The 26740-nt window shown below is 53.0% G+C and carries 28 protein-coding genes; 16 read left to right on the plus strand and 12 right to left on the minus strand.

Annotated elements, in window-relative coordinates; all coding sequences use genetic code 11:
* The first annotated feature begins 71 nt into the window (after window positions 1–71).
* The gene (asd, locus tag HVZ37_RS19850; RefSeq protein WP_042999175.1) at window positions 72–1043 is read left to right on the plus strand and encodes an archaetidylserine decarboxylase; all 972 of its coding nucleotides are present in this window, start codon (window positions 72–74) and stop codon (window positions 1041–1043) included.
* An 18-nt stretch (window positions 1044–1061) separates the two neighbouring features.
* Complete coding sequence (gene mscM / locus HVZ37_RS19855; protein WP_042999174.1) at window positions 1062–4388, plus strand: miniconductance mechanosensitive channel MscM; 3327 nt, start codon at window positions 1062–1064, stop codon at window positions 4386–4388.
* A gap of 58 nt (window positions 4389–4446) precedes the next feature.
* On the opposite strand, the gene HVZ37_RS19860 is transcribed toward mscM, so the two are convergent.
* From HVZ37_RS19860 to epmA, 3 genes are all read right to left on the minus strand, one after another.
* Window positions 4447–4761: a YjeO family protein gene (locus HVZ37_RS19860; RefSeq protein WP_181627912.1), complete on the minus strand. Its 315-nt coding sequence runs from the start codon at window positions 4759–4761 to the stop codon at window positions 4447–4449.
* Window positions 4762–5472 carry a hypothetical protein gene (locus HVZ37_RS19865; protein ID WP_142765509.1) on the minus strand — a complete coding sequence of 237 codons (711 nt, stop codon included), beginning with the start codon at window positions 5470–5472 and terminating at the stop codon, window positions 4762–4764.
* Between the two features lie 428 nt (window positions 5473–5900).
* Window positions 5901–6878: an elongation factor P--(R)-beta-lysine ligase gene (epmA, locus tag HVZ37_RS19870; protein ID WP_042999172.1), complete on the minus strand. Its 978-nt coding sequence runs from the start codon at window positions 6876–6878 to the stop codon at window positions 5901–5903.
* A gap of 323 nt (window positions 6879–7201) precedes the next feature.
* On the opposite strand from epmA, the gene frdA reads away from it, so the two are divergent.
* From frdA to HVZ37_RS19895, 5 genes are all read left to right on the plus strand, one after another.
* Complete coding sequence (gene frdA, locus HVZ37_RS19875; RefSeq protein ID WP_042999171.1) at window positions 7202–8992, plus strand: fumarate reductase (quinol) flavoprotein subunit; 1791 nt, start codon at window positions 7202–7204, stop codon at window positions 8990–8992.
* On the plus strand, window positions 8985–9719 hold the full coding sequence (gene frdB / locus HVZ37_RS19880) for a fumarate reductase iron-sulfur protein (protein WP_181627913.1): 735 nt from the start codon (window positions 8985–8987) through the stop codon (window positions 9717–9719). The genes frdA and frdB overlap by 8 nt, the downstream gene beginning before the upstream one ends.
* Window positions 9720–9729: 10 nt before the next feature.
* On the plus strand, window positions 9730–10125 hold the full coding sequence (frdC, locus tag HVZ37_RS19885) for a fumarate reductase subunit FrdC (protein ID WP_181627914.1): 396 nt from the start codon (window positions 9730–9732) through the stop codon (window positions 10123–10125).
* A 10-nt stretch (window positions 10126–10135) separates the two neighbouring features.
* Window positions 10136–10495, plus strand: coding sequence for a fumarate reductase subunit FrdD (gene frdD / locus HVZ37_RS19890; RefSeq protein ID WP_042999169.1), 360 nt, complete (start codon window positions 10136–10138; stop codon window positions 10493–10495).
* A 107-nt stretch (window positions 10496–10602) separates the two neighbouring features.
* A complete protein-coding gene (locus tag HVZ37_RS19895) occupies window positions 10603–11136 on the plus strand; it encodes a lipocalin family protein (protein WP_044257244.1) in 534 nt (177 codons plus the stop codon).
* Here the strand turns inward: HVZ37_RS19895 and sugE are convergent.
* Window positions 11133–11450: a quaternary ammonium compound efflux SMR transporter SugE gene (gene sugE / locus HVZ37_RS19900; RefSeq protein WP_042321373.1), complete on the minus strand. Its 318-nt coding sequence runs from the start codon at window positions 11448–11450 to the stop codon at window positions 11133–11135. The genes HVZ37_RS19895 and sugE overlap by 4 nt on opposite strands.
* A 256-nt stretch (window positions 11451–11706) precedes the next feature.
* Between sugE and HVZ37_RS19905 the strand changes: the two genes are divergently transcribed.
* Window positions 11707–12297: a LuxR C-terminal-related transcriptional regulator gene (locus HVZ37_RS19905; RefSeq protein ID WP_042999167.1), complete on the plus strand. Its 591-nt coding sequence runs from the start codon at window positions 11707–11709 to the stop codon at window positions 12295–12297.
* A 33-nt stretch (window positions 12298–12330) separates the two neighbouring features.
* On the opposite strand, the gene ecnB is transcribed toward HVZ37_RS19905, so the two are convergent.
* The 3 genes from ecnB to efp all read right to left on the minus strand — a co-directional run bounded on the left by ecnB (window position 12331) and on the right by efp (window position 13350).
* Window positions 12331–12477, minus strand: coding sequence for a lipoprotein toxin entericidin B (gene ecnB / locus HVZ37_RS19910; protein ID WP_042999166.1), 147 nt, complete (start codon window positions 12475–12477; stop codon window positions 12331–12333).
* A gap of 108 nt (window positions 12478–12585) precedes the next feature.
* Window positions 12586–12720 carry an entericidin A/B family lipoprotein gene (locus tag HVZ37_RS19915; protein ID WP_042999165.1) on the minus strand — a complete coding sequence of 45 codons (135 nt, stop codon included), beginning with the start codon at window positions 12718–12720 and terminating at the stop codon, window positions 12586–12588.
* Between the two features lie 63 nt (window positions 12721–12783).
* Complete coding sequence (gene efp / locus HVZ37_RS19920) at window positions 12784–13350, minus strand: elongation factor P (RefSeq protein WP_042999164.1); 567 nt, start codon at window positions 13348–13350, stop codon at window positions 12784–12786.
* Window positions 13351–13391: 41 nt separating this feature from the next.
* Here efp and epmB point away from each other — a divergent pair, with 41 nt between their 5' ends.
* The gene (gene epmB / locus HVZ37_RS19925) at window positions 13392–14420 is read left to right on the plus strand and encodes an EF-P beta-lysylation protein EpmB (protein WP_054177265.1); all 1029 of its coding nucleotides are present in this window, start codon (window positions 13392–13394) and stop codon (window positions 14418–14420) included.
* Window positions 14421–14581: 161 nt separating this feature from the next.
* A complete protein-coding gene (gene yjeJ, locus HVZ37_RS19930; RefSeq protein ID WP_181627915.1) occupies window positions 14582–15448 on the plus strand; it encodes a YjeJ family protein in 867 nt (288 codons plus the stop codon).
* Between the two features lie 166 nt (window positions 15449–15614).
* Here the strand turns inward: yjeJ and HVZ37_RS19935 are convergent, their stop codons facing one another.
* The 3 genes from HVZ37_RS19935 to HVZ37_RS19945 all read right to left on the minus strand — a co-directional run bounded on the left by HVZ37_RS19935 (window position 15615) and on the right by HVZ37_RS19945 (window position 18110).
* Window positions 15615–15968, minus strand: a complete 354-nt coding sequence (locus HVZ37_RS19935; protein WP_042999161.1) for a DUF4156 domain-containing protein — start codon at window positions 15966–15968, stop codon at window positions 15615–15617.
* A 158-nt stretch (window positions 15969–16126) separates the two neighbouring features.
* Window positions 16127–17773, minus strand: a complete 1647-nt coding sequence (groL, locus tag HVZ37_RS19940; RefSeq protein ID WP_003025464.1) for a chaperonin GroEL — start codon at window positions 17771–17773, stop codon at window positions 16127–16129.
* A gap of 43 nt (window positions 17774–17816) precedes the next feature.
* Window positions 17817–18110 (minus strand): co-chaperone GroES, encoded by a 294-nt coding sequence (locus HVZ37_RS19945; protein ID WP_000027827.1) that lies wholly within the window; start codon window positions 18108–18110, stop codon window positions 17817–17819.
* 272 nt (window positions 18111–18382) lie between these two features.
* On the opposite strand from HVZ37_RS19945, the gene yjeH reads away from it, so the two are divergent.
* Window positions 18383–19633, plus strand: a complete 1251-nt coding sequence (gene yjeH / locus HVZ37_RS19950; protein WP_042999160.1) for an L-methionine/branched-chain amino acid transporter — start codon at window positions 18383–18385, stop codon at window positions 19631–19633.
* Window positions 19634–19686: 53 nt separating this feature from the next.
* On the opposite strand, the gene HVZ37_RS19955 is transcribed toward yjeH, so the two are convergent.
* Window positions 19687–20163, minus strand: a complete 477-nt coding sequence (locus HVZ37_RS19955) for an FxsA family protein (protein WP_042999159.1) — start codon at window positions 20161–20163, stop codon at window positions 19687–19689.
* Window positions 20164–20503: 340 nt separating this feature from the next.
* Here HVZ37_RS19955 and aspA point away from each other — a divergent pair, with 340 nt between their 5' ends.
* The 5 genes from aspA (at window position 20504) to HVZ37_RS19980 (ending at window position 26119) form a co-directional block, all read left to right on the plus strand.
* Entirely contained in the window at window positions 20504–21940 is a 1437-nt protein-coding gene (gene aspA, locus HVZ37_RS19960) for an aspartate ammonia-lyase (RefSeq protein ID WP_042999158.1), read from the plus strand.
* Between the two features lie 114 nt (window positions 21941–22054).
* A complete protein-coding gene (gene dcuA, locus HVZ37_RS19965) occupies window positions 22055–23356 on the plus strand; it encodes an anaerobic C4-dicarboxylate transporter DcuA (protein ID WP_042999157.1) in 1302 nt (433 codons plus the stop codon).
* Window positions 23357–23475: 119 nt separating this feature from the next.
* A complete protein-coding gene (gene cutA / locus HVZ37_RS19970) occupies window positions 23476–23823 on the plus strand; it encodes a divalent cation tolerance protein CutA (protein WP_044257253.1) in 348 nt (115 codons plus the stop codon).
* The gene (locus tag HVZ37_RS19975; RefSeq protein WP_099433550.1) at window positions 23799–25508 is read left to right on the plus strand and encodes a protein-disulfide reductase DsbD; all 1710 of its coding nucleotides are present in this window, start codon (window positions 23799–23801) and stop codon (window positions 25506–25508) included. The genes cutA and HVZ37_RS19975 overlap by 25 nt, the downstream gene beginning before the upstream one ends.
* A 35-nt stretch (window positions 25509–25543) precedes the next feature.
* Window positions 25544–26119 carry a transcriptional regulator gene (locus tag HVZ37_RS19980; protein WP_043001810.1) on the plus strand — a complete coding sequence of 192 codons (576 nt, stop codon included), beginning with the start codon at window positions 25544–25546 and terminating at the stop codon, window positions 26117–26119.
* Here the strand turns inward: HVZ37_RS19980 and HVZ37_RS19985 are convergent.
* Window positions 26116–26706, minus strand: coding sequence for a LysE family translocator (locus HVZ37_RS19985; RefSeq protein WP_181627916.1), 591 nt, complete (start codon window positions 26704–26706; stop codon window positions 26116–26118). The two genes, HVZ37_RS19980 and HVZ37_RS19985, sit on opposite strands and share 4 nt — an antisense overlap.
* Window positions 26707–26740 lie beyond the last annotated feature (34 nt).

The raw sequence follows: 26740 nt of genomic DNA on the forward strand, positions 1-26740 counted from the left end.
TCGTCCCCCTTTTTCAGGATCCGGCATCAACGCCGGGTCAGGAACGATAAAACAATAGCCTGGAGGCTACCTTGTTAAACTCATTTAAACTTTCGCTACAATACATTCTGCCGAAACTATGGCTCACTCGCCTGGCGGGCTGGGGCGCGAGCAAACGAGCGGGATGGCTGACTAAGCTGGTTATCGATCTGTTCGTGAAGTACTACAAGGTCGATATGAAAGAAGCGCAGAAGCCAGATACCGCCAGCTACCGCTCATTCAATGATTTCTTTGTCCGCCCACTGCGTGACGACGTTCGCCCGTTGAATACCGATCCGAACGTACTGGTCATGCCGGCTGACGGTGTCATCAGCCAGTTAGGCGCTATCGAAGAAGATAAGATCCTGCAGGCCAAAGGCCACAACTACAGCCTGGAAGCCCTGCTGGCTGGTAACTACCTGATGGCGGATCTTTTCCGTAACGGGTCGTTTGTGACCACCTATCTGTCACCGCGTGATTACCACCGCGTGCACATGCCATGTAACGGCATTCTGCGTGAGATGATTTATGTTCCGGGCGATCTGTTCTCGGTTAATCATCTGACGGCCCAGAACGTTCCAAACCTGTTTGCCCGTAATGAGCGTGTTATCTGCCTGTTCGATACGGAGTTTGGCCCAATGGCGCAAATTCTGGTCGGTGCTACGATTGTTGGCAGTATCGAAACCGTCTGGGCGGGAACCATCACGCCGCCGCGCGAGGGCGTGATCAAACGCTGGACCTGGCCTGCCGGAGAAAGCGAAGGCTCCGTGGCGCTGCTGAAGGGTCAGGAAATGGGTCGCTTTAAACTGGGCTCCACGGTGATCAACCTGTTTGCGCCAGGTAAAGTGAATCTGGTCGAGCAGCTTGAGAGCCTCTCTGTGACCAAAATTGGTCAGCCGCTGGCGATCTCCACAGAGACATTCGTTGCGCCAGTCGACGCCGAGCCTGCACCACTGCCAGATGAAGAGATCAAAGCTGAACACGACGCCAGTCCGCTGGTCGACGATAAGAAAGACGAAACCTAATAGTAGAAGGACGTTGCTGTGCGCCTGATTATCGCGTTTCTGATGGCCTGGTGCCTCAGCCAGGGGGCGTACGCTGCAACCGCCCCCGACGCCAAACAAATCACTCAGGAACTGGAGCAGGCGAAATCCGCAAAGCCTGCTCAGCCTGATGTTGTTGAAGCCCTTCAGTCTGCGTTGAACGCGCTCGAGGAACGTAAAGGTTCTCTCGAACGCGCACAGCAATATCAGCAGGTTATCGATAATTTCCCGAAAATGTCCGCCAGCCTGCGCGCGCAGTTAACCAATCTGCGCGATGAACCCCGCAGCGTATCGCCGGGCATGACGACTGATGCGCTGAATCAGGAAATTCTCCAGGTCAGTAGCCAGTTGCTGGAAAAAAGCCGTCAGGCCCAGCAGGAGCAGGAACGCGCCCGTGAGATTGCCGACTCATTAAGCCAACTGCCTCAGCAGCAAACCGATGCCCGCCGACAGCTCAACGAAATTGAACGCCGTATTGGCAGCGCCACCGGCAACACCCCGCTCAACCAGGCGCAAAATTTCAGCATGCAGGCTGAATCCGCTCGCCTGAAAGCGCTGGTTGATGAGCTGGAGCTGGCGCAGTTGTCGGCCAACAACCGTCAGGAACTGGCTCGTATGCGCTCGGAACTGGCGGAAAAACAGAGCCAGCAATTGGATGCGTATTTACAGGCACTGCGCAATCAGCTCAACAGCCAGCGCCAGCGTGAAGCCGAACGGGCGCTGGAAAGTACCGAGTTACTGGCGGAGAACAGCGCTGATTTACCGCCGGATATTGTCGCCCAGTTCAAAGTGAACCGGGAACTGTCAGCCGCGCTGAATCAGCAGGCGCAGCGCATGGATCTCGTCGCCTCTCAGCAACGTCAGGCCGCCAGCCAGACTCAGCAGGTACGTCAGGCGTTGACGACGCTGCGTGAACAGTCGCAATGGTTAGGCTCGTCTAACCTGTTGGGTGAAGCGTTACGCGCCCAGGTGGCACGTCTGCCGGAAATGCCCAAACCCCAGCAGTTGGATACTGAAATGGCGCAACTGCGCGTCCAGCGTCTGCGCTATGAAGATCAGCTCAATAAGCAGCCTCAGCTGCGCCAGCTCCATCAGGCGGACGGGCAGCCGCTCACCGCCGAACAAAACCGTATTCTTGAGGCGCAACTGCGCACCCAACGTGAGCTGCTGAATTCGCTGTTACAGGGCGGCGACACGCTGATCCTTGAACTGACCAAGCTGAAGGTCTCCAATAGCCAGCTTGAAGATGCGTTGAAAGAGGTGAACGAAGCGACCCACCGCTATCTGTTCTGGACCTCAGACGTTCGTCCAATGTCATTCTCCTGGCCGATAGATATCGTGCAGGATCTGCGTCGGCTGATCTCACTCGACACCTTCAGCCAGTTAGGTCAGGCCAGCGTGATGATGCTGACCAGCAGAGATACCCTGCTGCCGCTGTTTGGCGCGTTGATTCTGGTCGGGTTCAGCATTTACTCGCGTCGCCACTTTACCCGTTTTCTGGAGCGTTCTGCCGCCCGAGTGGGCAAGGTGACGCAGGATCACTTCTGGCTGACGCTGCGTACCGTATTCTGGTCGATACTGGTGGCCTCGCCGCTGCCAGTACTGTGGATGACGCTGGGATACGGACTGCGCGAGGCCTGGCCTTATCCGCTTGCCGTCGCGATAGGCGATGGCGTCACGGCGACGGTGCCGCTGCTGTGGGTCGTGATGATTTGCGCGACATTTGCCCGGCCCAATGGCCTGTTTATCGCCCACTTTGGCTGGCCGCGCGAACGCGTGTCGCGTGCGATGCGTTATTACCTGATGAGCATCGGGCTTATCGTACCGCTAATCATGGCGCTCATCATGTTCGATAACCTGAACGATCGGGAGTTCTCCGGCTCGCTCGGTCGTCTGTGCTTTATGCTGATTTGCGGCGCGCTGGCGCTGGTCACCCTGAGCCTGAAGAAAGCCGGGATCCCGCTCTATCTCGATAAAGAAGGCAGCGGCGACAATATCGTGAACAGCATGCTGTGGAACCTGATGATAGGCGCGCCGGTGGTGGCGATACTGGCTGCCGCCGTGGGCTATCTGGCGACGTCACAGGCGCTGCTGGCGCGACTGGAAACCTCCGTCGCCATCTGGTTCCTGCTGTTGGTGATTTATCACGTCATTCGCCGCTGGATGCTGATTCAGCGTCGCAGACTGGCCTTTGACCGTGCCAAGCACCGCCGTGCGGAAATGTTGGCCCAGCGCGCCCGTGGCGAAGAAGAGCCGGCTCATTCAACCAGTCTGGAAGGGACCATCGACGTTGATGAGAGCGAAGTCGATCTTGATGCTATCAGCGCCCAGTCGCTCCGTCTGGTGCGCTCCATCCTGATGCTGATCGCCCTGCTGTCGGTCATTGTGCTGTGGTCGGAAATTCACTCCGCATTCGGCTTCCTCGAAAACATCTCGCTGTGGGACGTCACCTCGACGGTGCAAGGGGTTGAAAGTTTAGAACCCATTACGCTGGGCGCGGTGCTGATCGCGATTCTGGTGTTTATCATCACCACCCAACTGGTGCGTAATCTGCCTGCGCTTCTCGAGCTGGCGTTGCTACAACACCTCGATCTCACGCCGGGTACCGGCTATGCCATTACCACCATCACCAAGTACCTGCTGATGTTAATTGGCGGTCTGGTGGGCTTCTCGATGATCGGGATTGAGTGGGCGAAACTGCAATGGCTGGTGGCGGCACTCGGCGTCGGTCTGGGCTTTGGTTTGCAGGAAATTTTCGCCAACTTTATCTCCGGCCTGATCATCCTGTTTGAAAAGCCGATTCGTATTGGTGACACCGTGACCATTCGCGATCTGACAGGCAGCGTAACGAAGATCAATACCCGCGCGACGACCATCAGCGACTGGGACCGCAAAGAGATCATCGTGCCGAACAAAGCGTTTATCACCGAGCAGTTCATCAACTGGTCGCTGTCTGATTCCGTGACACGTGTGGTGCTGACCATTCCGGCCCCATCCGATGTGAACAGCGAAGAGGTGACGCAAATCCTGCTGACCGCCGCACACCGCTGCTCGTTAGTCATCGATAACCCGGCGCCAGAAGTCTTCCTTGTGGACTTACAACAGGGGATTCAGATCTTCGAACTGCGTATCTATGCCGCCGAGATGGGTCATCGCATGCCACTGCGCCATGAAATCCACCAGTTGATTCTGGCAGGCTTCCGCGAGCACGGTATCGATATGCCGTTCCCACCATTCCAGATGCGTCTGGAAAGTTTGAATGGCCGACAAACAGGAAAAACGCTCAGTTCTGCCGGCAGAAGAAGTCGTCCGGCGGGGAGTTTGTAAATCGTTTGTACGTGTATCAGCAGAGGTTGGTTGTATTCCATCAGCCAATCTCTACTTTTTAGAGGCATAAATGATATCGAATAATAAAACGCCATAACCAAAAACTCAGCAGAGTTAAAACAACAAAATATTGCCAAATACTGCGATGTTTTTTCCATATAATCACATAGAGGAAAGGGATAAAGATGGGTAGTGTTATTATCATTCCAGCTGCGCGAATATCGTCATTTTCAATATACATCATGACATCACAGATGTTTTTAATTCCCCTTCCATCGATAAACCATTCCTTACTTTGCGTTGACAACATGGTTATCAATAAAATACAAACCACGCCTCCTATAAAATTCAAAACAAAAGCTGTCCAGTTCATTTAATTTCCTTGCGAAATCTTTTGTAGAATATCTTTCTTTTCTATAATTCGTCGGCCATATTCACTATATTCACGTTCTGCAGAGCCCGGTAATTTTCTAATCGAGAGAATAATATCTTCTTTGGCCCGTATAAGTCCGCGATTATACCTGGACCCCGCTAATATAATTTGCTCATCAGTCAGGTGAAGAGTATCAGTATCTGGATTATCATAGAGAATAAGGTCATGTAAATGGAATGCTACAACACGAATGTTAAAACTGTCATCGAGTAAGCATTGTGATAACCTAAATTGCTGAAAATGCGAAAGCGTGTTTGGGTGAATACCGATTGTTCTGGCAGCGACGCCTATCTGGATCGCGATAGAACCAATAGATGTTGCATTGGACAACTCATTGTTGTTCTTTCCCAGGAGCGCTTCTATTACTTGTCTGAATTGCAGAACGCCAACACCATTGAATCTCTCCGGAGTTCCCCTTACTTCAGCCACCGCAACACCCGCAAGGAGTAACTCGGGTATGCACGCTTCATAAGCATATTGTTTAATTTTTATTCGATGATGTACTAACCAGGCAGTTTTGTAATACCAAAGATATGCTTTTCCTGTCATAAAATACCAATTAGTGGGCAACGCATACCAACGGAAAAAATCCCAACCATTCCAATGAGGGAAACCATATTCATCAATATCACAAAAAGGAGGCGAACTGATCACGATAACAATCCCATGATAGACCTCACTATTGAAAAGACAATAGCTCTTTCGTCACTGCTCAGGATGAGATAGACATCACAATTATAAAAACGCATGTCAGCCTAACACAATATTATTCCAATAAAAAATTCAAGCCATCTATAAAAACAATAAAATATATAATGCCGTTTATATATTCACACAGCACGTTATATATAAAGAAAAATATAGCTTCTGCAATTAATATCCATCTAATGGTTAAATAAATATCTTGTGCAAAATAAATATATGATGAAGTCGTTCATACTAACCATCTACAGCGACTTAACGTTGAAACCTTAAGGTAGAAGTTACAAAAATAAAATGTGGGCGTTAAATATTAACTGAAAAGCATTCTTTAAAGCGGCGAGAAAAAACACGCCGCTTTGCTTTTTTGATTGAACAAGTTATGCGCGATCAACAGTAAACGCGATCACTTCCGCGAGGCTTTCTGCGCCCAGCGCCAGCATCACCAGACGATCCACACCCAGTGCGACGCCAGAACAGTCCGGCATACCAACTTTCAACGCCTCAATCAGATTATTATCGATCGGCTGCTGCGGCAGTCCGCGCGCGGCACGCTTACGGTTATCCTGTTCAAAACGTTGCTGCTGTTCACGCGCATCCGTCAACTCATGGAAACCATTCGCCAGCTCAATACCTTTGAAGTAGACCTCGAAACGTTCCGCTACACGGTGATCTTCCGTACTGATCTGCGCCAGTGATGCCTGGCTTGCCGGGAAGTGATACACAAACGTCGGTTTCTCTTTACCAATGTGCGGCTCAACGCCCATCGCAAACAGCAGTTGCAGTAAGGTATCGCGATCTTCTTCCGTATCGGCAATGTTGCTTAAATCCAGCTTTGCAGCAACTTCACGCAGTTGCGTTTTATCCGCAGACAGCGGATCAATCTCCAGATGACGCTGGAACGCTTGCTGATAAGAGAGGCTCTCCGCCGCCGGGCATTCCAGCACCTGCTGCAGCAAATCATCCACTTCGTTCATCAACCGGTACATGTCGTAATGGGGACGATACCACTCGAGCATAGTAAATTCGGGGTTGTGATGACGCCCCATCTCTTCATTACGGAAGCTACGGCACAGCTGAAAGACCGGACCACACCCTGCAACCAGCAGACGCTTCATGTGATATTCCGGGCTGGTCATTAAATAGAGGTTCATCCCTTGAGAGTGACCGGGGCCGACGAAACGCGTTTCGAACGGGAACAGATGAATGTCTGTGACCGTCGCCTGGCTCATGCAGGGCGTCTCAACCTCCAGCACGCCGCGATCGGCAAAGAAACGACGAATTTCCGTCATAATTGCCGCGCGTTTTAACAGGTTAGGTATGGACGCGCTCGGCTGCCAGGTTGCCGTTTCGCTCATGGTTCTTTCTCCAGTTTAAGACAAGGGCACGAAGTCTACTCGTAACGCGGCAATGAAACAAATTTTGCTCAGGAATACTCCGACACGGCTGAAGAGTTAAAAAACCGTAAAGCGATGGTTTAGTAATTAAATTAATCAAGATCACTGATAATTCCGGCCTCTGACACGCTAAAAAAATCGAACACGTCAAATTTCCCACTCATCGCAGAGACTATACTGTTGTACCTATAAAGGAGCAGTGGAAACGCATTCGCACCCCACCTGTTTCAGGGGTTTTACCCGAAATATGTGGTGGCGAAATTACAATAATCTGGAGGAATGTCGTGCAAACCTTTCAAGCCGATCTTGCCATTATAGGCGCCGGTGGCGCGGGATTACGCGCTGCAATTGCCGCAGCGCAGGCAAATCCTAATGCAAAAATCGCACTGATTTCAAAAGTGTACCCAATGCGCAGTCACACCGTGGCTGCTGAAGGGGGCTCAGCTGCTGTCGCCCAGGATCATGACAGCTTCGACTACCATTTTCACGATACGGTAGCGGGCGGAGACTGGCTGTGTGAACAGGATGTCGTGGATTATTTTGTCCATCACTGTCCTACCGAAATGACCCAACTGGAACAATGGGGCTGCCCGTGGAGTCGTCGCGAAGACGGCAGCGTCAACGTTCGTCGCTTTGGCGGGATGAAAATTGAGCGTACCTGGTTTGCTGCGGATAAAACCGGCTTCCATATGCTGCATACCCTGTTCCAGACTTCTCTGCAGTTCCCGCAGATCCAACGCTTTGACGAACACTTCGTCCTGGATATCCTGGTCGATGATGGTCATGCTCGCGGCCTGGTGGCGATGAACATGATGGAAGGCACGTTGGTACAGATTCGTGCTAACGCGGTAGTAATGGCGACAGGCGGCGCAGGCCGTGTGTATCGCTATAACACCAACGGCGGCATCGTGACCGGTGACGGCATGGGCATGGCGCTGAGCCACGGCGTTCCACTGCGTGACATGGAATTTGTTCAGTATCACCCGACCGGTCTGCCGGGCTCCGGTATTCTGATGACGGAAGGCTGTCGTGGTGAAGGCGGTATTCTGGTCAACAAAAACGGCTACCGTTATCTGCAGGATTACGGCATGGGTCCGGAAACTCCGCTGGGCGAGCCGAAAAACAAATATATGGAACTCGGTCCGCGCGACAAAGTTTCTCAGGCTTTCTGGCACGAATGGCGTAAAGGCAACACCATCTCCACGCCGCGTGGCGATGTTGTACATCTCGACCTGCGTCATCTGGGCGAGAAGAAACTGCTGGAACGTCTGCCGTTCATCTGTGAACTGGCGAAAGCTTATGTGGGCGTCGATCCAGTGAAAGAACCGATTCCGGTGCGTCCGACCGCGCACTACACCATGGGCGGTATCGAAACCGATCAGAACTGCGAAACCCGCATCAAAGGTCTGTTTGCCGTCGGCGAATGTTCTTCTGTGGGTCTGCACGGCGCGAACCGTCTGGGCTCTAACTCTCTGGCTGAGCTGGTGGTCTTTGGTCGTCTGGCAGGCGAGCAGGCGATGGAGCGTGCAGCAACGGCGGGCACTGCTAACGACGCAGCCCTTGACGCACAGGTTGCTGGCGTTGAACAACGTCTGAAAGACCTGGTCAACCAGGAAGGTAACGAGAACTGGTCGAAGATCCGCGACGAAATGGGGCTTTCGATGGAAGAAGGTTGCGGTATTTACCGTACACCGGAACTCATGCAGAAAACCGTGGATAAGCTGGCCGAACTGCAGGAGCGCTTCAAGCGCGTTCGCATCACCGACACCTCCAGCGTATTCAATACCGATCTGCTGTACACCATCGAGCTGGGTCACGGCCTGAACGTCGCTGAGTGTATGGCGCATTCCGCGCTGGCGCGTAAGGAATCACGCGGCGCACACCAACGTCTGGACGAAGGTTGCACCGAACGTGACGACGTCAACTTCCTCAAACATACTCTCGCCTTCCGCGATGCTGATGGCACGACTCGCCTCGACTATAGCGACGTGAAAATCACCACGCTGCCGCCGGCAAAACGTGTTTACGGTGGCGAAGCGGAAGCAGCCGATAAGAAGGAGAAGGCTAATGGCTGAGATGAAAAACCTGAAAGTTGAGGTGGTGCGTTATAACCCTGAGACCGACACCGCGCCGCACAGTGCTTTCTATGAAGTGCCTTATGATGAAACCACGTCACTGCTGGACGCGCTGGGCTACATCAAAGATAACCTGGCACCAGACCTGAGCTATCGCTGGTCCTGCCGTATGGCGATCTGCGGCTCCTGCGGCATGATGGTCAACAATGTGCCGAAACTGGCATGCAAAACCTTCCTGCGTGATTACACCAACGGTATTAAGGTGGAAGCGCTGGGTAACTTCCCGATTGAGCGCGATCTGGTCGTCGATATGACGCACTTTATCGAAAGTCTGGAAGCAATTAAGCCGTACATCATCGGTAACCCGCGTACGCCGGATCAGGGACCAAATATCCAGAGCCCGGCGCAGATGGCGAAGTATCACCAGTTCTCTGGTTGCATCAACTGTGGTCTGTGCTATGCCGCATGTCCGCAGTTCGGCCTGAACCCTGAGTTCATCGGACCGGCTGCAATTACCCTGGCGCATCGTTACAACGAAGATAGCCGCGACCACGGTAAGAAGGAGCGTATGGCACAGTTGAACAGCCCGAACGGCGTATGGACCTGTACTTTCGTGGGCTACTGCTCCGAAGTTTGTCCGAAGCACGTCGATCCGGCGGCTGCCATTCAGCAGGGTAAAGTAGAAAGCTCGAAAGACGTTCTTATCGCTACCCTGAAACCACGCTAAGGAGTGCAACATGACGACTAAACGCAAACCCTATGTGCGGCCGATGACGTCCACCTGGTGGAAAAAATTGCCGTTTTATCGCTTTTACATGCTGCGCGAAGGCACAGCCGTTCCGACAGTCTGGTTCAGCATTGAGCTGATTTTCGGCCTGTTCGCACTGAAGCATGGTGTCGAATCCTGGGCGGGCTTCGTCGGTTTTCTGCAAAACCCGGTGGTGGTGATCCTCAACGTGATCGCCCTGGCGGCAGCACTGCTGCACACCAAAACCTGGTTTGAGCTGGCGCCGAAAGCCGCCAACATCATCGTAAAAGACGAAAAAATGGGGCCAGAGCCGATCATCAAAGGTCTCTGGGCAGTTACTGTGGTGGCGACCGTAGTCATACTGTTTGTTGCCCTGTTCTGGTAAGGAGTCCGGGATGATTAATCCAAATCCAAAACGTTCTGACGAACCCGTATTCTGGGGTCTGTTTGGCGCAGGCGGTATGTGGGGTGCGATTATCGCGCCAGTGATGGTTCTGCTGGTGGGGATTCTGCTGCCGCTGGGTCTGTTCCCGGGCGATGCCCTGAGCTATGAGCGTGTTCTGGCGTTTGCTCAGAGCTTTATCGGCCGTGCTTTCCTGTTCCTGATGATTGTCCTGCCGCTGTGGTGTGGCTTACACCGTATGCACCACGCGATGCATGACCTGAAAATCCATGTGCCGGCTGGCAAATGGGTGTTCTACGGTCTGGCAGCCATCCTGACCGTCGTCACGGCGATTGGCATTCTGTCCGTCTAACGTCATCCGCCCTCTTGTCTGCTGATAAGAGGGCGTTTTTATCATTCCCGCCATTATTTCCCCCACCAGGTTCTACACTTAGGAAAAAACACCCTAAGGATAAAACTATGCGCCTGCTCCCCATCGTTGCCGCTGTAACCGCTGCGTTTCTGGTGGTCTCCTGTAGTACCCCAACCCCGCCACAGGGCGTTACCGTGGTGAATAACTTCGATGCCAAACGCTACCTCGGAACCTGGTACGAAATTGCCCGCTTTGATCATCGCTTTGAACGCGGACTGGAGAAGGTCACGGCGACTTATAGCCAGCGCGATGACGGTGGCCTTACTGTCATCAATAAAGGCTGGAATCCGGACAGGAACAGATGGCAGCAAAGTGAAGGAAAAGCCTATTTTACCGGTGACCCAAGCCGCGCAGCGCTGAAGGTTTCGTTCTTTGGGCCTTTCTACGGCGGGTATAACGTTATCGCGCTCGACAGAGAGTACCGACACGCGCTGGTCTGCGGCCCGGATCGCGACTACTTGTGGATACTCGCCCGCACGCCAACCATTTCTGACGAAATGAAGCAGCAGATGCTGGCCGTCGCGACCCGGGAAGGGTTTGATGTCAATAAACTTATCTGGGTGAAGCAGCCCGGCGGTTAGTGGGTGCTTAATTTCAGACCAATAATACCGACAACGATTAACGCCAGACTTGCCAGACGCATGGGATTGGCCGATTCGCCCAGCAGCAGAATACCGGTGATGGCGGCACCGACGGCGCCAATCCCTGTCCACACGGCATACGCGGTACCCACGGGTAGCGTTTTCATCGCCCACGCAAGGAGCGCCATACTGACGATCATCGCGGCAATGGTGATGATACTCGGTGTCAGGCGACTAAAACCGTGGGTATATTTCAGCCCCACCGCCCAAACGACTTCAAGCAGACCGGCGATTAATAAGATTATCCAGGACATATCAGGCTCCAGAGAAATGGGGCCGTCCCCGATGAAAGAAGCGTTCGCAGGTCGTCCTGCAAAGCTGAAGGTGGAAAAAACATTCTTGCCCGAGCGGCGGTGAATTTCAACATTTTTATCTTTCCGCACCTAAAAGCTTGAATTAGGCGCATTTCGCTGCGTATTTTGCGCATTCAGCACTCATCCGACTTCTCTATGATGGGACGCTTTCTGAAGTCAGGAAGCCATTTGCCTTACTTCTGAATGCGAAAACGCTATGTTGAAAATATTAGTGATTGACCGTTGCCACTTCACCCGCACAGGGATCGAGGCATGGCTTAATCATTCCGAACTCTTTAATACGTCGTTTCTGGTCTCTGGGCTCAATAATCTCTTACTGGTTAAAGAGCACATCCAACAGTGGAAACCTCACCTGGTTATTGCGGACTTATACGGGTTTCTCAACGACACCCTGTCGGCCGAGTCCATTGCCCCATTTTTCCTCGCCTGCGGCAGCAGTCCGTTGATATTACTGGAGTCAGGAGGCGTGATGGTAGAGACGCAGCGCTATCCTGTCTGTGCGTCATTAACCAAGCAGGTCTCTCTGGCGATACTGGCTGAAAATATCCACAACGCCCTGCTGAGCGGCTCGGTATCGGAAGCGCCCGGCAATGCCTCGACGCTGCTTACACCACAGGAAGAGAAAGTACTGACGATGTGGATGGAGGGGGCGAGTAACAACGCGATTGCCTGTGCGCTCAGTATTCATGGCAAAACGGTGTACACCTACAAACGCAATATCCGCATGAAGTTACACATGGATAATCGCTTTTCGCCGTTTCTTGCGCCAGCCGAACTGAAAAATTAACGGCACGACAACACTGCCGTACCGTTTTCACCGTTACTGCTGAGCTTTGGTTGCTGCGCCTGAAATAGCGTTGCCGCCGTCGGAGATGTCTTCGCCCACACCACGTGTGGTGTTACACGCAGTCAACACGGAGGAAAGTACTAACACAGAAAAGATCGCTGCAATTGTCTTTTTAACCATAACGTCTTCCTTTTCTAGCCAATGTTATTTGTGTAGTGCCACTTAATCATAGACAAGATCCCGAACAATGCCGGGAGATAGACGCTTTTTAGGACGATGAGAAGAAAATTAACTGGCCGCGTGGGAAATGGAATTGCCGAGGTGCTTAATATCCTCACCAAAGCCGCGCGCGGTATTGCAGCCCGCCAGCAACGAGGTGGTGAGAAGAATCAGTGTTACAAGACCGAGAAGACGTTTCATCATTCCTGCCCTGGATAAACAATGGCGCAGCAAAGTTGCTGCACCATAATGAGCTAAACGCGCAGATTATTTAACGCGGGAAACGTATTCGCCTGAACGCGTATCCACTTTAATCACTTCGCCAATCTGAACGAACAGAGGCACTTTAACTACGGCGCCAGTAGACAGCGTTGCTGGCTTACCACCTGTACCAGCGGTATCGCCTTTCAGACCCGGATCGGTATCAACGATTTCCAGTTCAACAAAGTTCGGCGGCGTCACGGAGATAGGCTGACCGTTCCACAGGGTCACGATGCACTCAGCCTGATCCAGCAACCATTTTCCGCTATCGCCAATCGCTTTAGCATCTGCGGAAAGCTGCTCGAAGGTTTCGTTGTTCATGAAGTGCCAGAACTCGCCGTCGTTGTACAGGTAAGTCAGGTTCATATCTACAACGTCAGCGCCTTCAGCAGAGTCAGTCGACTTGAAGGTTTTCTCAACGCGAGTACCGGTCAGCAGGCGACGCAGTTTCACGCGCGCAAAAGCCTGACCTTTACCTGGTTTAACGAATTCGCTGGCTTCAACCGCATAAGGTTCGCCGTCCAACATGATTTTAAGACCAGCACGAAAATCGTTGCTATAGTACGTTGCCATAAGGCCCTCTGAAAATTGTTAACTGGTAGCTAAGCCACAAAATGGCGCATATTGTAACCCTAAATACCCCATCCAGAGAAGATTGGTTATCGCAACTTGCCGATGTTGTGACCAATCCCGATGAACTCCTGCGTCTTTTGAATATAGACGCAGATGAAAAACTGTTGGCTGGACGCGACGCCAAACGGCTGTTCGCCCTGCGCGTGCCGCGTGCATTTATCGCACGTATGGAAAAAGGCAATCCTGACGATCCGCTTTTACGTCAGGTACTTACCTCCGAAGATGAGTTTATTACCGCGCCGGGTTTCTCCACCGATCCGCTGGAAGAACAGCATAGCGTCGTACCGGGACTGCTGCATAAATACCGTAACCGGGCGCTGCTGCTGGTGAAAGGCGGCTGTGCGGTAAATTGTCGCTATTGCTTCCGTCGCCACTTTCCGTACGCCGAAAATCAGGGAAATAAGCGAAACTGGCAGACGGCGCTGGACTACATTAGCGCGCACACCGAGCTGGATGAGATCATTTTCTCCGGCGGCGATCCGCTGATGGCCAAAGATCATGAGCTGGACTGGCTGCTCACACAACTGGAAGCCATTCCCCATATCAAACGTCTGCGTATTCACAGTCGCCTGCCCATCGTCATCCCTGCGAGGATTACGGAGGGGCTGGTTGCCCGCTTCACCCGTTCTTCGCTGCAGATCCTGCTGGTGAATCACATTAACCACGCTAACGAGGTGGATGACGCGTTTCGAAAAGCAATGGCGAAACTACGCATCGCAGGCGTTACGCTGCTCAATCAGAGCGTCCTGTTGCGTGGCGTCAATGATAACGCGCAGACGCTGGCGACCCTCAGTAATGCGCTGTTTGATGCGGGCGTCATGCCCTATTACCTGCACGTGCTGGATAAAGTGCAAGGGGCGGCGCATTTCATGGTGACGGATGATGACGCGCGCCAGATTGTGCGTGAACTGCTCACCCTGGTCTCGGGTTATATGGTGCCCAAACTGGCGCGGGAAATTGGCGGCGAACCGAGTAAAACGCCACTGGATTTACAACTGCGTCAACAATAACCTCGCAATCAGGTGTCCGTATCCGGACACCTGTCACCAAAACCCCGGATTCCCCCATTCTGTATGCTATTTTAGCGACACCTTGCGAACTATATATTTAAAAATCATATGTATAAGTCGCAACTAATCGCTGAATTTATTATTGGTGAGGGAGAACCGTTATGGCTATCAGTATCAAAGGAGTGAATACGGGTGTTATTCGTAAAGCGAACGAATTCATCGCGCTGGCGTTGAAAATTAAAGAGCTAAGGAACAAGGAATCGCTGTTTTTTCTACCTGCGCTGGAATTACGCGATCTGCTGATTGCCGTGGAAAGTCGTCTGTACCAGAAACAGCAACTGAACACTGCCGAACGTCAGCACTACGAAAAAACGCGCGATGCTATCAGCAAGAAAATGCAGGAAAACATTCCCGCGATGGTGGAAAACGAACTTCGACATGCGGATATTCATCGCCGTGTCACCGCCGTCGCCTTAACTGACGCGAGTGGTGACAACATCACACTGACCTTCACGCTTCACGATGGCACAACTTGCGACCTGCGGGTGAACGAATTGCAGATTGATACTTTGGTGTATGCCATTATTCGGGCGATAGAGAACGCGGGTATGCGGGAACTGGCACTGAGGATCTCCTCGTTGCTGGATTTTTTGCCGCTGTACGATGCGGACTGTCTGGACCATGAGCGACTGGAATACGACGCCTACACGCAGTCAGAGTGGAAACACGCGCTTTTCACGCATTATCTTGCGGTACTTTATCGTTTTACGGATGAAACAGGAAAGGAACGGTTCTGCGGCGCTGTCGTGAAAACCCGCGTTCCATCGGGTAGTAAAGAGGCGGAAGCCATTTCCCGTCGTGTACTCGACTTTAGCCCGAGGCTGAAAAAGCTGGCAGGTAAATCGTGTCAGGCTTTTGTCAGAACGCTGACGGCGGATAAAGCGCAGACGCTGACCCAGGAGCAATGCCTGCGCGCGCTACATCATTTACGGATTCAGTCCGTTAACGCCGCAACACAGCACGCCTGATGGCGCTGCGCTTATCAGGCCTACGACATAACTTCGAGTCATTACACAAAATCATTCAATCAGAATCGCGGCGGCAAGCGAAGAAATCCCCAGGAGCATAGATAACTATGTGACTGGGGTTTCACAGCGCAGCCAACAAAGAGGCTGGTTGAAGGATGAAGTGTAATCAATTAGGGCACTTATAAACCTGGCCAATCATCTCACTGGCCGTCGGGACAAAGCTGGATAACATGCCCTGGCTCGGGCTGCTGACGCCATAAATCACGTTGCCGCCCATCGCTGCTGCCTGGTTGCGCAGGTCATTTGCCGCACCACGCATAGAACCGCCTTCTTCACCGTGCTGACCTGAAAGCCAGTTGCTTTGCTTCCCGGTGGCCGTGCCAATCAACTGACATTCAGCGCCTGGCTTCTCTTCCACAAAGCGAACACTTTGCCCTGCGGAACTCAGTTCGTTGCTGGAGCTACAACCCGCCATCAGTAGCGCGGCACCGACGATCCCTGCTAAATATTTCACGTGCATGTTATTCCCCATAATCAATGAGCTGGACGTTTTGTCCGTCACTGAATCTTATACTAAAAAGATGACCAAAAGAAAAACCCCCGAACATTTCTGCCCGGGGGTTTCTCATTTCTGGGAGATTAACACCCTGCAGCCTGAAGGATGCAGGGTGTAGGCGATTACATCATGCCGCCCATACCACCCATGCCGCCCATACCACCAGCAGCACCTAAGTCAGGCGCGTCGCCTTTCGGCAGGTCGGTTACCATGCACTCGGTGGTAATCATCAGGCCAGCCACAGAAGCCGCGTACTGCAGAGCAGAACGGGTGACTTTGGTTGGATCCAGGATACCCATATCGATCATGTTGCCGTATTCTTCGGTCGCTGCGTTGTAACCGTAGTTGCCATCGCCCGCTTTCACGGTGTTAGCGACAACAGACGGTTCTTCGCCGCAGTTCAGAACGATCTGACGCAGCGGAGATTCCATTGCGCGCAGCGCAACTTTGATACCGACGTTCTGATCTTCGTTCTGACCTTTCAGGCCAGCGATTTTGGAGGCTACGCGAATCAGCGCCACGCCACCACCGGCAACCACGCCTTCTTCTACCGCAGCACGGGTCGCGTGCAGGGCATCTTCAACGCGGGCTTTTTTCTCTTTCATTTCAACTTCAGTCGCAGCACCAACTTTGATGACTGCCACGCCGCCTGCCAGTTTCGCTACGCGCTCCTGCAGTTTTTCGCGGTCGTAGTCGGAGGTGGCTTCTTCGATCTGCTGACGAATCTGAGTCACACGACCCTGGATTGCCGCTTCGTCACCCACGCCATCGATGATGGTGGTGGTGTCTTTGTTGATCACAACGCGTTTTGCCTGACCCAGGTCTTCCAGCGTTGCTTTTTCCAGCTCCATACCGATCTCTTCAGAGATCACGGTACCGCCAGTCAGAGTCGCGATATCCTGCAGCATCGCTTTACGACGATCGCCGAAACCAGGAGCTTTAACCGCAGCCACTTTCACGATGCCGCGCATGGTGTTAACCACCAGCGTTGCCAGCGCTTCGCCTTCCACATCTTCAGCGATGATCAGCAGCGGTTTGCCTGCTTTCGCAACGGCTTCCAGAACCGGCAGCATTTCGCGGATGTTGGAGATTTTCTTGTCAGCCAGCAGGATGAACGGGCTTTCCAGTTCTACTGCGCCAGTTTCCGGCTTGTTGATGAAGTACGGTGACAGGTAGCCACGGTCGAACTGCATACCTTCAACGACGTCCAGTTCGTCCTGCAGACCGGTACCGTCTTCCACGGTAATCACGCCTTCTTTACCGACTTTGTCCATCGCTTCTGCGATCAGTTTACCTACGGTTTCGTCGGAGTTAGCAGAGATGGTACCCACCTGAGCAATGGCTTTAGAGTCGGAGCACGGTACGGACAGCGCTTTCAGTTCTTCAACCGCAGCCGCAACCGCTTTGTCGATACCACGTTTCAGGTCCATCGGGTTCATACCCGCAGCAACGGCTTTCAGACCTTCGGTGATGATGGACTGAGCCAGTACGGTCGCAGTGGTGGTACCGTCGCCTGCTGCGTCATTCGCTTTAGAGGCGACTTCTTTCACCATCTGCGCGCCCATGTTTTCGAACTTGTCTTCCAGTTCGATTTCACGTGCTACGGAAACACCATCTTTAGTGATGGTCGGTGCGCCGAAGGATTTGTCCAGAACGACGTTACGGCCTTTCGGACCGAGGGTGACTTTCACTGCGTCTGCCAGTACGTTTACGCCGCGCAGCATTTTCACACGAGCGTCGTTACCGAATTTTACGTCTTTAGCTGCCATTTTCTCTTTCCCTTAAATTCGTATGTTCAGTGTCGTTCGCGGATTACGCTTCAACAATTGCCAGGATGTCGCTTTCAGACATGATCAACACTTCTTCATTGTCGATCTTCTCAGATTTCACACCGTAACCATCGTTGAAAATCACGATGTCGCCGACTTTCACGTCCAGCGGTTGCACGGTACCGTTATCCAGGATGCGACCCTTACCGACAGCGATGATTTCGCCACGAGTTGATTTACCCGCTGCAGAACCGGTCAGAACGATGCCGCCAGCAGATTTGGACTCAACTTCTTTACGTTTAACGATCACGCGATCATGTAACGGACGAATACTCATTGATAGCTCTCCTTTGAGAAAGTCATTATCAGTTATGGGTGACGCCGGCCCGCTAAGGTTCCCGGCTAGTGACCAGAGAGATGGGGATGGGTTTTTGCCCCTTCAAGGGGCAATGTGAAAAAAAATTCTGATCAGCAAAAAATCCTGTAAAAACCCTACTTACCTCACATTTCTCGCCTATTTAATCGCTGGCGTCATAAGCAAATCTGATTGTGATAACATCGAAAACCTGCGCAGTGGCCTGGCATTCAGGCGCAAACGGATAACAACTCATGAGTGGACTGAAACAAGAGCTTGGATTGGCTCAGGGTATTGGCCTGTTGTCGACATCATTATTGGGAACAGGCGTGTTTGCCGTCCCGGCCCTGGCGGCACTGGTAGCAGGCAACAACAGCCTGTGGGCCTGGCCAGTTTTGATTGTGCTGGTGTTTCCCGTTGCGATTGTGTTTGCCCTGCTAGGCCGACATTACCCCAGCGCAGGCGGCGTCGCACATTTCGTCGGCATGGCGTTTGGCCCACATCTTGAACGGGTCACCGGCTGGCTGTTTTTGTCCGTCATTCCCGTGGGTCTTCCTGCTGCGCTGCACATTGCCGCCGGGTTTGGTCAGGCGATGTTTGGCTGGCACGGCTGGCAACTATTGCTGGCCGAACTGGGTACACTGGCGCTGGTGTGGTTTATCGGTTCACGCGGCGCGAGCTCCAGCGCAAACCTGCAAACGGTGATTGCCGGTCTGATCGTGGCGCTGATTGTCGCTATCTGGTGGGCTGGCGATCTCACACCAGCAGAAATCCCTTTCCCTGCGCCAGCCGATATTGAAATGTCGGGGTTATTCTCCGCGCTGTCGGTGATGTTCTGGTGCTTCGTCGGTCTGGAAGCGTTCGCCCATCTGGCCTCAGAATTCAAAGACCCCGAACGGGATTTCCCTCGCGCACTGATGATGGGTCTGCTGCTGGCCGGTTCGGTCTATTGGGCCTGCACCGTTGTGGTTCTGCACTTTGATGCCTATGGCGAAACGATGGCAGCGGCGGCCTCATTACCGGAAATTGTCGTGCAATTGTTTGGCGTTCAGGCGCTGTGGGTAGCCTGTGTGATCGGTTATCTGGCCTGCTTTGCCAGCCTCAATATTTATATTCAGAGTTTTGCCCGTCTGGTGTGGTCACAGGCGCAATATAAACCGGACCATTATCTGGCCCGCCTCTCCTCCCGTCATATTCCACGCAACGCGCTCAATGCCGTGCTGGGCTGCTGCGTAGTCAGTACGCTGTGCATTTATGCGTTAGAGATCAATCTCGATGCGCTCATCGTCTATGCCAACGGCATCTTTATCATGATCTATCTGTTGTGCATGCTGGCAGGGTGTCGCCTGTTGAAAGGGCGGTATCGCGCGCTGGCAATGGTGGGCGGATTACTATGCCTTCTGTTACTGGCAATGGTCGGCTGGAAGAGTCTGTATGCGCTGATTATGTTGGCGATACTGTGGCTGTTTTTGCCACAACGAAAAAAGGTTGAACATCACTTATAGGCCGGTTCCACGAAAATGCCCGGTGGCGCTTACGCTTACCGGGCCTACGGGAATCAGTCGCGACGATCGTCTTTGTGTTCGATACGGTCACGTTCTTCATCTTTGCGCTGGAACTCACCGTCAAAGGTGTCGCCACCGCCGGTTCCGGCGCTAAAGCCGCCACCCGGCATCCGGGAAAAACGCAAATGCGGCAGCAGCTTCATCGTCAGATGCTTCTGCACCGGTGGTAATAAAAGAAGAAGACCGAGGAAGTCGGTGAAAAAGCCTGGCAACAACAGCAACAGACCCGCGATGATCAGCGAAACACTCTTGATCATCTCTTCAGCCGGGCTCTCTCCTGCCGCCATTTTCTGCTGCATCAGCAAAAAGTTCTTAAACCCCTGGTTGCGTACCAGCGACATCCCGATGACCGAGGTGAAAATCACCAGTATGAGCGTCATCAGTACACCCATCACATGGGCAACCTGAATAAAGATAGAAATCTCAATATAAACATAGAGAAAGACTGCAAGTAACGGTATCCAGCGCAAAAGGATTCTCCTCAAACGACCGCCGTGATGCCCACGTCGGCCCGAAAATAGTTGCGATTCGCATTAGTCGGATGTAGGGGTAGTTCGCAAAATTTCAAGCTATTTGTACACTTATTTTTAGAGATAATCCTAAAGCGGTGACCTATTTCACAAAATAATAATTAAGGAGTAATTTACCACACTTAAAGTGATCCAGATTACGGCACAATTTCTGAAGCAGAATATGATCTCGTTGACCAGACCGATGTAGGGGATAATCGTCGGTCAAGAAACAATCGAAACCACATATATTCTGTGTGTTTAGTGCATTCATTGGCAGCTTTAAATAAAGAAGGTTCACATGTTAAACAACATTCGTATCGAAGAAGATCTGTTGGGTACCAGGGAAGTTCCAGCCGAAGCCTACTATGGTGTTCACACTCTGAGAGCGATTGAAAACTTCTACATCAGCAACAACAAAATCAGTGATATCCCTGAATTTGTGCGCGGCATGGTAATGGTTAAGAAGGCCGCTGCTCTGGCAAACAAAGAGTTGCAGACCATCCCTAAGAGTGTAGCGAACGCCATCATTGCTGCATGTGATGAAGTCCTGAATAACGGCAAATGCATGGACCAGTTCCCGGTAGACGTTTACCAGGGCGGTGCAGGCACCTCCGTCAACATGAATACCAACGAAGTGCTGGCCAATATCGGGCTGGAGCTGATGGGTCACCAGAAAGGTGAATATCAGTACCTGAACCCGAACGACCACGTGAACAAATGTCAGTCTACTAACGACGCCTACCCAACCGGTTTCCGCATCGCCGTTTACGCTTCTATCGTAAAACTGGTCGATGCTATCAACCAACTGCGTGAAGGCTTTGAGCGTAAAGCTGTCGAATTCCAGGACATCCTGAAAATGGGTCGTACCCAGTTGCAGGATGCAGTTCCGATGACCCTGGGTCAGGAATTCCGTGCTTTCAGCGTACTGCTGAAAGAAGAAGTGAAAAACATCGAGCGTACCGCTGAACTGCTGCTGGAGGTTAACCTCGGCGCAACGGCTATCGGTACCGGTCTGAATACCCCGAAAGAGTACTCTCCGCTGGCAGTACAGAAACTGGCGGAAGTCACTGGCTTTGCCTGCGTTCCTGCTGAAGACCTGATCGAAGCGACCTCTGACTGCGGCGCTTACGTGATGGTACACGGCGCGCTGAAACGCCTGGCGGTGAAGATGTCCAAAATCTGTAACGACCTGCGCTTGCTCTCCTCTGGCCCACGTGCCGGCCTGAATGAGATCAACCTGCCGGAACTGCAGGCGGGCTCTTCTATCATGCCAGCGAAAGTGAACCCGGTTGTACCGGAAGTCGTCAACCAGGTGTGCTTCAAGGTCATCGGTAACGACATCACCGTCACCATGGCGTCTGAAGCCGGTCAGCTGCAGCTGAACGTGATGGAGCCAGTGATTGGTCAGGCGATGTTTGAATCGATTCACATCCTGAGCAACGCCTGCTACAACCTGCTGGAGAAATGTGTTAACGGTATTACCGCTAACAAAGAAGTGTGCGAAGGGTATGTCTACAACTCTATCGGCATCGTCACCTACCTCAACCCGTTCATCGGCCACCACAACGGCGACATCGTCGGTAAGATTTGTGCCGAAACCGGTAAGAGCGTACGTGAAGTGGTGCTGGAGCGCGGTCTGTTGACTGAAGCTGAGCTGGACGATATTTTCTCCGCACAGAACCTGATGCACCCGGCTTATAAAGCAAAACGCTATACTGATGAAAACGAACAGTAATCGTACAGGGTAGTACCATGGAGGGCACGTCAGATGACGTGCCTTTTTTCTTATAAGAAGTTACTAAATAACAACAATTTAATATCAACTTGTTAAACAACAAGGAAGGCTAATATGATAGTTGTCGAACTTATCATTGTTTTGCTGGCAATCTTTTTGGGCGCCAGACTTGGGGGCATCGGGATTGGATTTGCAGGTGGACTGGGTGTTCTGGTTCTTGCCGCTATCGGCGTGAAACCGGGTAACATTCCGTTCGATGTGATTTCCATCATCATGGCGGTTATCGCTGCTATCTCCGCGATGCAGGTTGCGGGCGGTCTGGACTATCTGGTTAACCAGACAGAAAAACTGCTGCGTCGGAATCCGAAATACATCACGATCCTTGCACCGATCGTGACCTATTTCCTGACTATTTTTGCAGGCACCGGGAATATCTCCCTGGCAACGCTGCCGGTTATCGCTGAAGTGGCGAAGGAACAGGGCATCAAGCCTTGCCGTCCGCTCTCCACCGCGGTGGTTTCCGCTCAGATAGCGATCACTGCATCGCCTATCTCTGCTGCGGTCGTCTACATGTCTTCGGTCATGGAAGGCCATGGCATTAGCTACATCCACCTGCTGTCTGTGGTCATTCCGTCCACGCTGCTGGCGGTGCTGGTAATGTCCTTCCTCGTGACCATGCTGTTCAACTCCAGGCTCTCTGACGATCCGGTATACCGTAAACGTCTGGAAGAGGGTTTGATTGAGCTGCGCGGTGAGAAGCAGATCGAAATCAAACCTATGGCGAAGAACTCCGTCTGGCTGTTCCTGCTGGGCGTAGTGTGCGTAGTGGTTTATGCGATCATCAACAGCCCGAGCCTCGGTCTGGTTGAGAAACCGCTGATGAACACCACCAACGCTATCCTGATCATCATGCTGAGCGTCGCGACGCTGACCACGATCATGTGCAAAGTGGAAACCGACGCCATCCTCAACTCCAGCACCTTCAAAGCCGGTATGAGCGCCTGTATTTGTATTCTGGGCGTTGCATGGCTGGGTGACACGTTCGTGTCTCACAATATTGACTGGATCAAAGACACTGCAGGTGAAGTGATTCAGGGCCATCCGTGGCTGTTGGCTGTCATCTTCTTCTTTGCTTCTGCACTGCTGTACTCTCAGGCAGCAACCGCTAAAGCACTGATGCCGATGGCGCTGGCGCTGAACGTTTCTCCGCTGACTGCCGTTGCGTCTTTCGCTGCGGTTTCTGGTCTGTTCATTCTGCCTACTTACCCAACGCTGGTTGCGGCGGTACAGATGGATGACACCGGGACAACGCGTATCGGTAAATTTGTCTTTAACCACCCGTTCTTCATCCCTGGTACGCTGGGTGTGTTACTGGCGGTTTGCTTCGGCTTCCTGCTGGGCAGTTTCATGCTGTAAGTGTTACCTGCGGGGCGTGTTCACGCCCCGCATTTCCCTCCCCTTTGTCTAACATCCTTCCCTCGTCCGTTGTATAGTGACCACTCTTTTGCCGGTCATTCTGTTCATTCGAGGTGTTTATGCATGATGTGAGTCGTCAGGATATCGCCCTCTCCGATGCCGTTGTTGTACTCTGTACCGCGCCGGATGAAGCCACCGCCCAGGATCTGGCGGCCAAAGTGCTGGCAGAAAAACTGGCGGCCTGCGCCACGATTATTCCCGGTGCCACCTCGCTGTATTACTGGGAAGGAAAACTGGAGCAGGAATACGAAGTCCAGATGATCTTAAAAACCTCGGTGGCACACCAGGACGCCTTACTCGATTGCCTGAAGTCTCATCACCCGTATCAAACGCCCGAGCTTCTGGTTTTACCCGTTACCCACGGAGACAGTGATTACCTCTCATGGCTCAACGCATCCTTACGCTGATCCTGCTTTTTTGCAGCACATCGACTTTTGCCGGACTTTTCGACGCGCCGGGTCGCTCGAATTTTGTCCCTGCTGACCAGGCCTTTGCCTTTGACTTTCAGCAAAACCAACACGATCTTAATCTCACCTGGCAGGTGAAAGACGGGTATTACCTGTATCGCAAGCAGATCAGTATTACCCCTGCACGGGCGGAAATCGCGGAAGTGACGCTGCCAGCGGGCGTCTGGCATGAAGATGAGTTCTACGGGAAAAGCGAAATCTATCGCAATACGCTCACCATTCCGGTTACCGTCAACCAGGCGCAGTCTGGCGCCACGCTAACGGTCACGTATCAGGGCTGTGCCGATGCGGGTTTCTGTTATCCGCCGGAAAGCAAAACCGTGCCGCTAAGTGAAGTGACCGCCAGCGCGAAGCCGAAACCAGTGGCACCAGCAGCAATACAGCAACCGCCGCAGCCGGAGCAAGCGCCAGCCCAGCTCCCCTTCTCCGCCCTGTGGGCGCTGCTGATCGGTATTGGCATCGCTTTTACCCCCTGCGTACTGCCGATGTATCCACTGATTTCCGGCATCGTACTGGGCGGTAAACAGCGTCTTTCCACCGGACGCGCACTGCTGCTGACATTCATCTACGTACAGGGGATGGCGCTGACCTATACCGCGCTGGGGCTGGTGGTGGCCGCCGCCGGATTGCAGTTCCAGGCGGCTCTTCAGCATCCGTATGTCTTAATCGGCCTGGCAGTGGTCTTTACCCTGCTCGCCCTGTCGATGTTCGGCCTGTTCACCCTGCAACTGCCATCGTCGCTGCAAACGCGCCTCACACTGATGAGTAACCGTCAGCAAGGCGGTTCTGCGGGTGGCGTGTTTGTGATGGGCGCGATTGCCGGGCTGATTTGTTCGCCGTGTACCACCGCACCGCTGAGCGCCATTTTGTTGTATATCGCTCAGAGCGGGAATCTGTGGCTCGGCGGCGGTACGCTGTATCTCTATGCACTAGGGATGGGGCTGCCGCTGATGCTGGTCACCGTCTTTGGTAACCGTCTGCTGCCGAAAAGCGGGCCGTGGATGGCGCAGGTCAAAACGGCGTTTGGCTTTGTTATTCTCGCGCTGCCGGTCTTTTTGCTGGAGCGCATCATCGGCGATACGTGGGGCTTACGCCTGTGGTCGCTGCTGGGCGTGGCCTTCTTTGGCTGGGCGTTTATTACCAGCCTGCAAGCAACGCGTAGCTGGATGCGCATCGTGCAGATAATCCTGCTGGCGGCGGCGCTGGTCAGCGTGCGTCCGCTCCAGGACTGGGCGTTTGGCACGACGGTGACCCAGACACAGGCGCATCTGGACTTCAAACCGGTGGCAAGCGTTGAGGAGCTTAATCAGGCGTTGGCCGAGGCGAAAGGCAAACCGGTGATGCTGGACCTGTACGCCGACTGGTGCGTCGCCTGTAAAGAGTTTGAAAAGTACACCTTCAGCCATCCACAGGTAAAACAGGCGCTGGGCGATACGGTACTGTTACAGGCTAACGTCACCGCCAATAACGCACAGGATGTGGCGCTGTTGAAGCATTTGCAGGTATTAGGACTGCCAACCATCCTGTTCTTTGATACGCAAGGTCAGGAACACCCGCAGGCACGGGTGACGGGCTTTATGGATGCGGCGACATTTAGTGCGCATTTGCGCGATCGCCAACCGTGAGCGACACTTTCAGAGGTAAAGACGGAGGAATGACCGTGCAACGTGAAGATGTCCTGGGAGAAGCCCTAAAATTACTCGAGATCCATGGGATTGCGAACACCACACTGGAGATGGTGGCCGAGCGCGTAGATTATCCGCTCGATGAAATGCAGCGTTTCTGGCCGGACAAAGAGGCCATTCTGTATGACGCGCTGCGCTATCTCAGCCAACAGGTGGATATCTGGCGTCGCCAGCTATTGCTGGATGACACCCTGAGTGCCGAGCAAAAGCTGCTGGCCCGCTACACGGCGCTGGCAGAGTGCGTGAGTAACAATCGTTACCCGGGCTGCCTGTTTATCGCCGCCTGTACGTTTTATCCCGATCCGTCGCACCCCATTCATCAACTGGCAGATCAGCAAAAAAGCGCGGCGCACGATTTCACTCACGAACTGCTGACCACGCTGGAGATTGACGATCCGGCAATGGTGGCTAAACAGATGGAACTGGTGCTGGAAGGCTGTCTGAGCCGCATGCTGGTCAATCGCAGCCATGCGGATGTGGAGACGGCGCATCGTCTGGCAGAAGACATTCTGCGCTTTGCCCAGTGCCGCCAGGGCGGGGCGCTGACCTAAGCAAACACTCCCGCCCACGCAGAGATCAACAAACACAACGCCATCACACGCTGAAAACGCACCATCGCCACGGTGGTGCGAAACACTCGGTTTACCGCCTTTCCCAGCCACGCCCAACACAGCAAACATCCGATAGAGATGAGCAAAAACCACAGCGCCATCAATGCAATATCGCGCAGTGCGTGACTCCCGGTCGGCGCAAACAGACTCACCACCGCCAACGCCATCATCCACGTTTTCGGGTTTACTATCTGCAGCAGCGCCGCGGCGCGCGCGGTAAAGCGATGAGATGGTTTTCCGGACAGATTCGTAGCCGGAGCGCTGAATAACTGCCAGCTCATCCAGCTTAGCCACGCTACGCCTGCCCAGCTCATCACCTGCCGCACCAGCGGATGTTGATGCAATATCTCCCCAGCCCCGGCCCCAGAAATCAACACAATTATGCTCGCCGCCACACAACCGCTGACCAACGCAGGTAGTGTCGCTTTCACGCCATGATGCTGACTGTTCGCCAGGATGAGGATATTGGTGGGACCGGGGGTGATAGAGGCGACAAACGCAAACAGCAAAAACGGCGCGATACTCACAGGCAGACTCCTTTTTAGTTGAGCTTCTGACTGT

Origin of the sequence: Citrobacter sp. RHB35-C17, assembly GCF_013816795.1 — a bacterium.
Taxonomy (GTDB): domain Bacteria; phylum Pseudomonadota; class Gammaproteobacteria; order Enterobacterales; family Enterobacteriaceae; genus Citrobacter_A; species Citrobacter_A amalonaticus.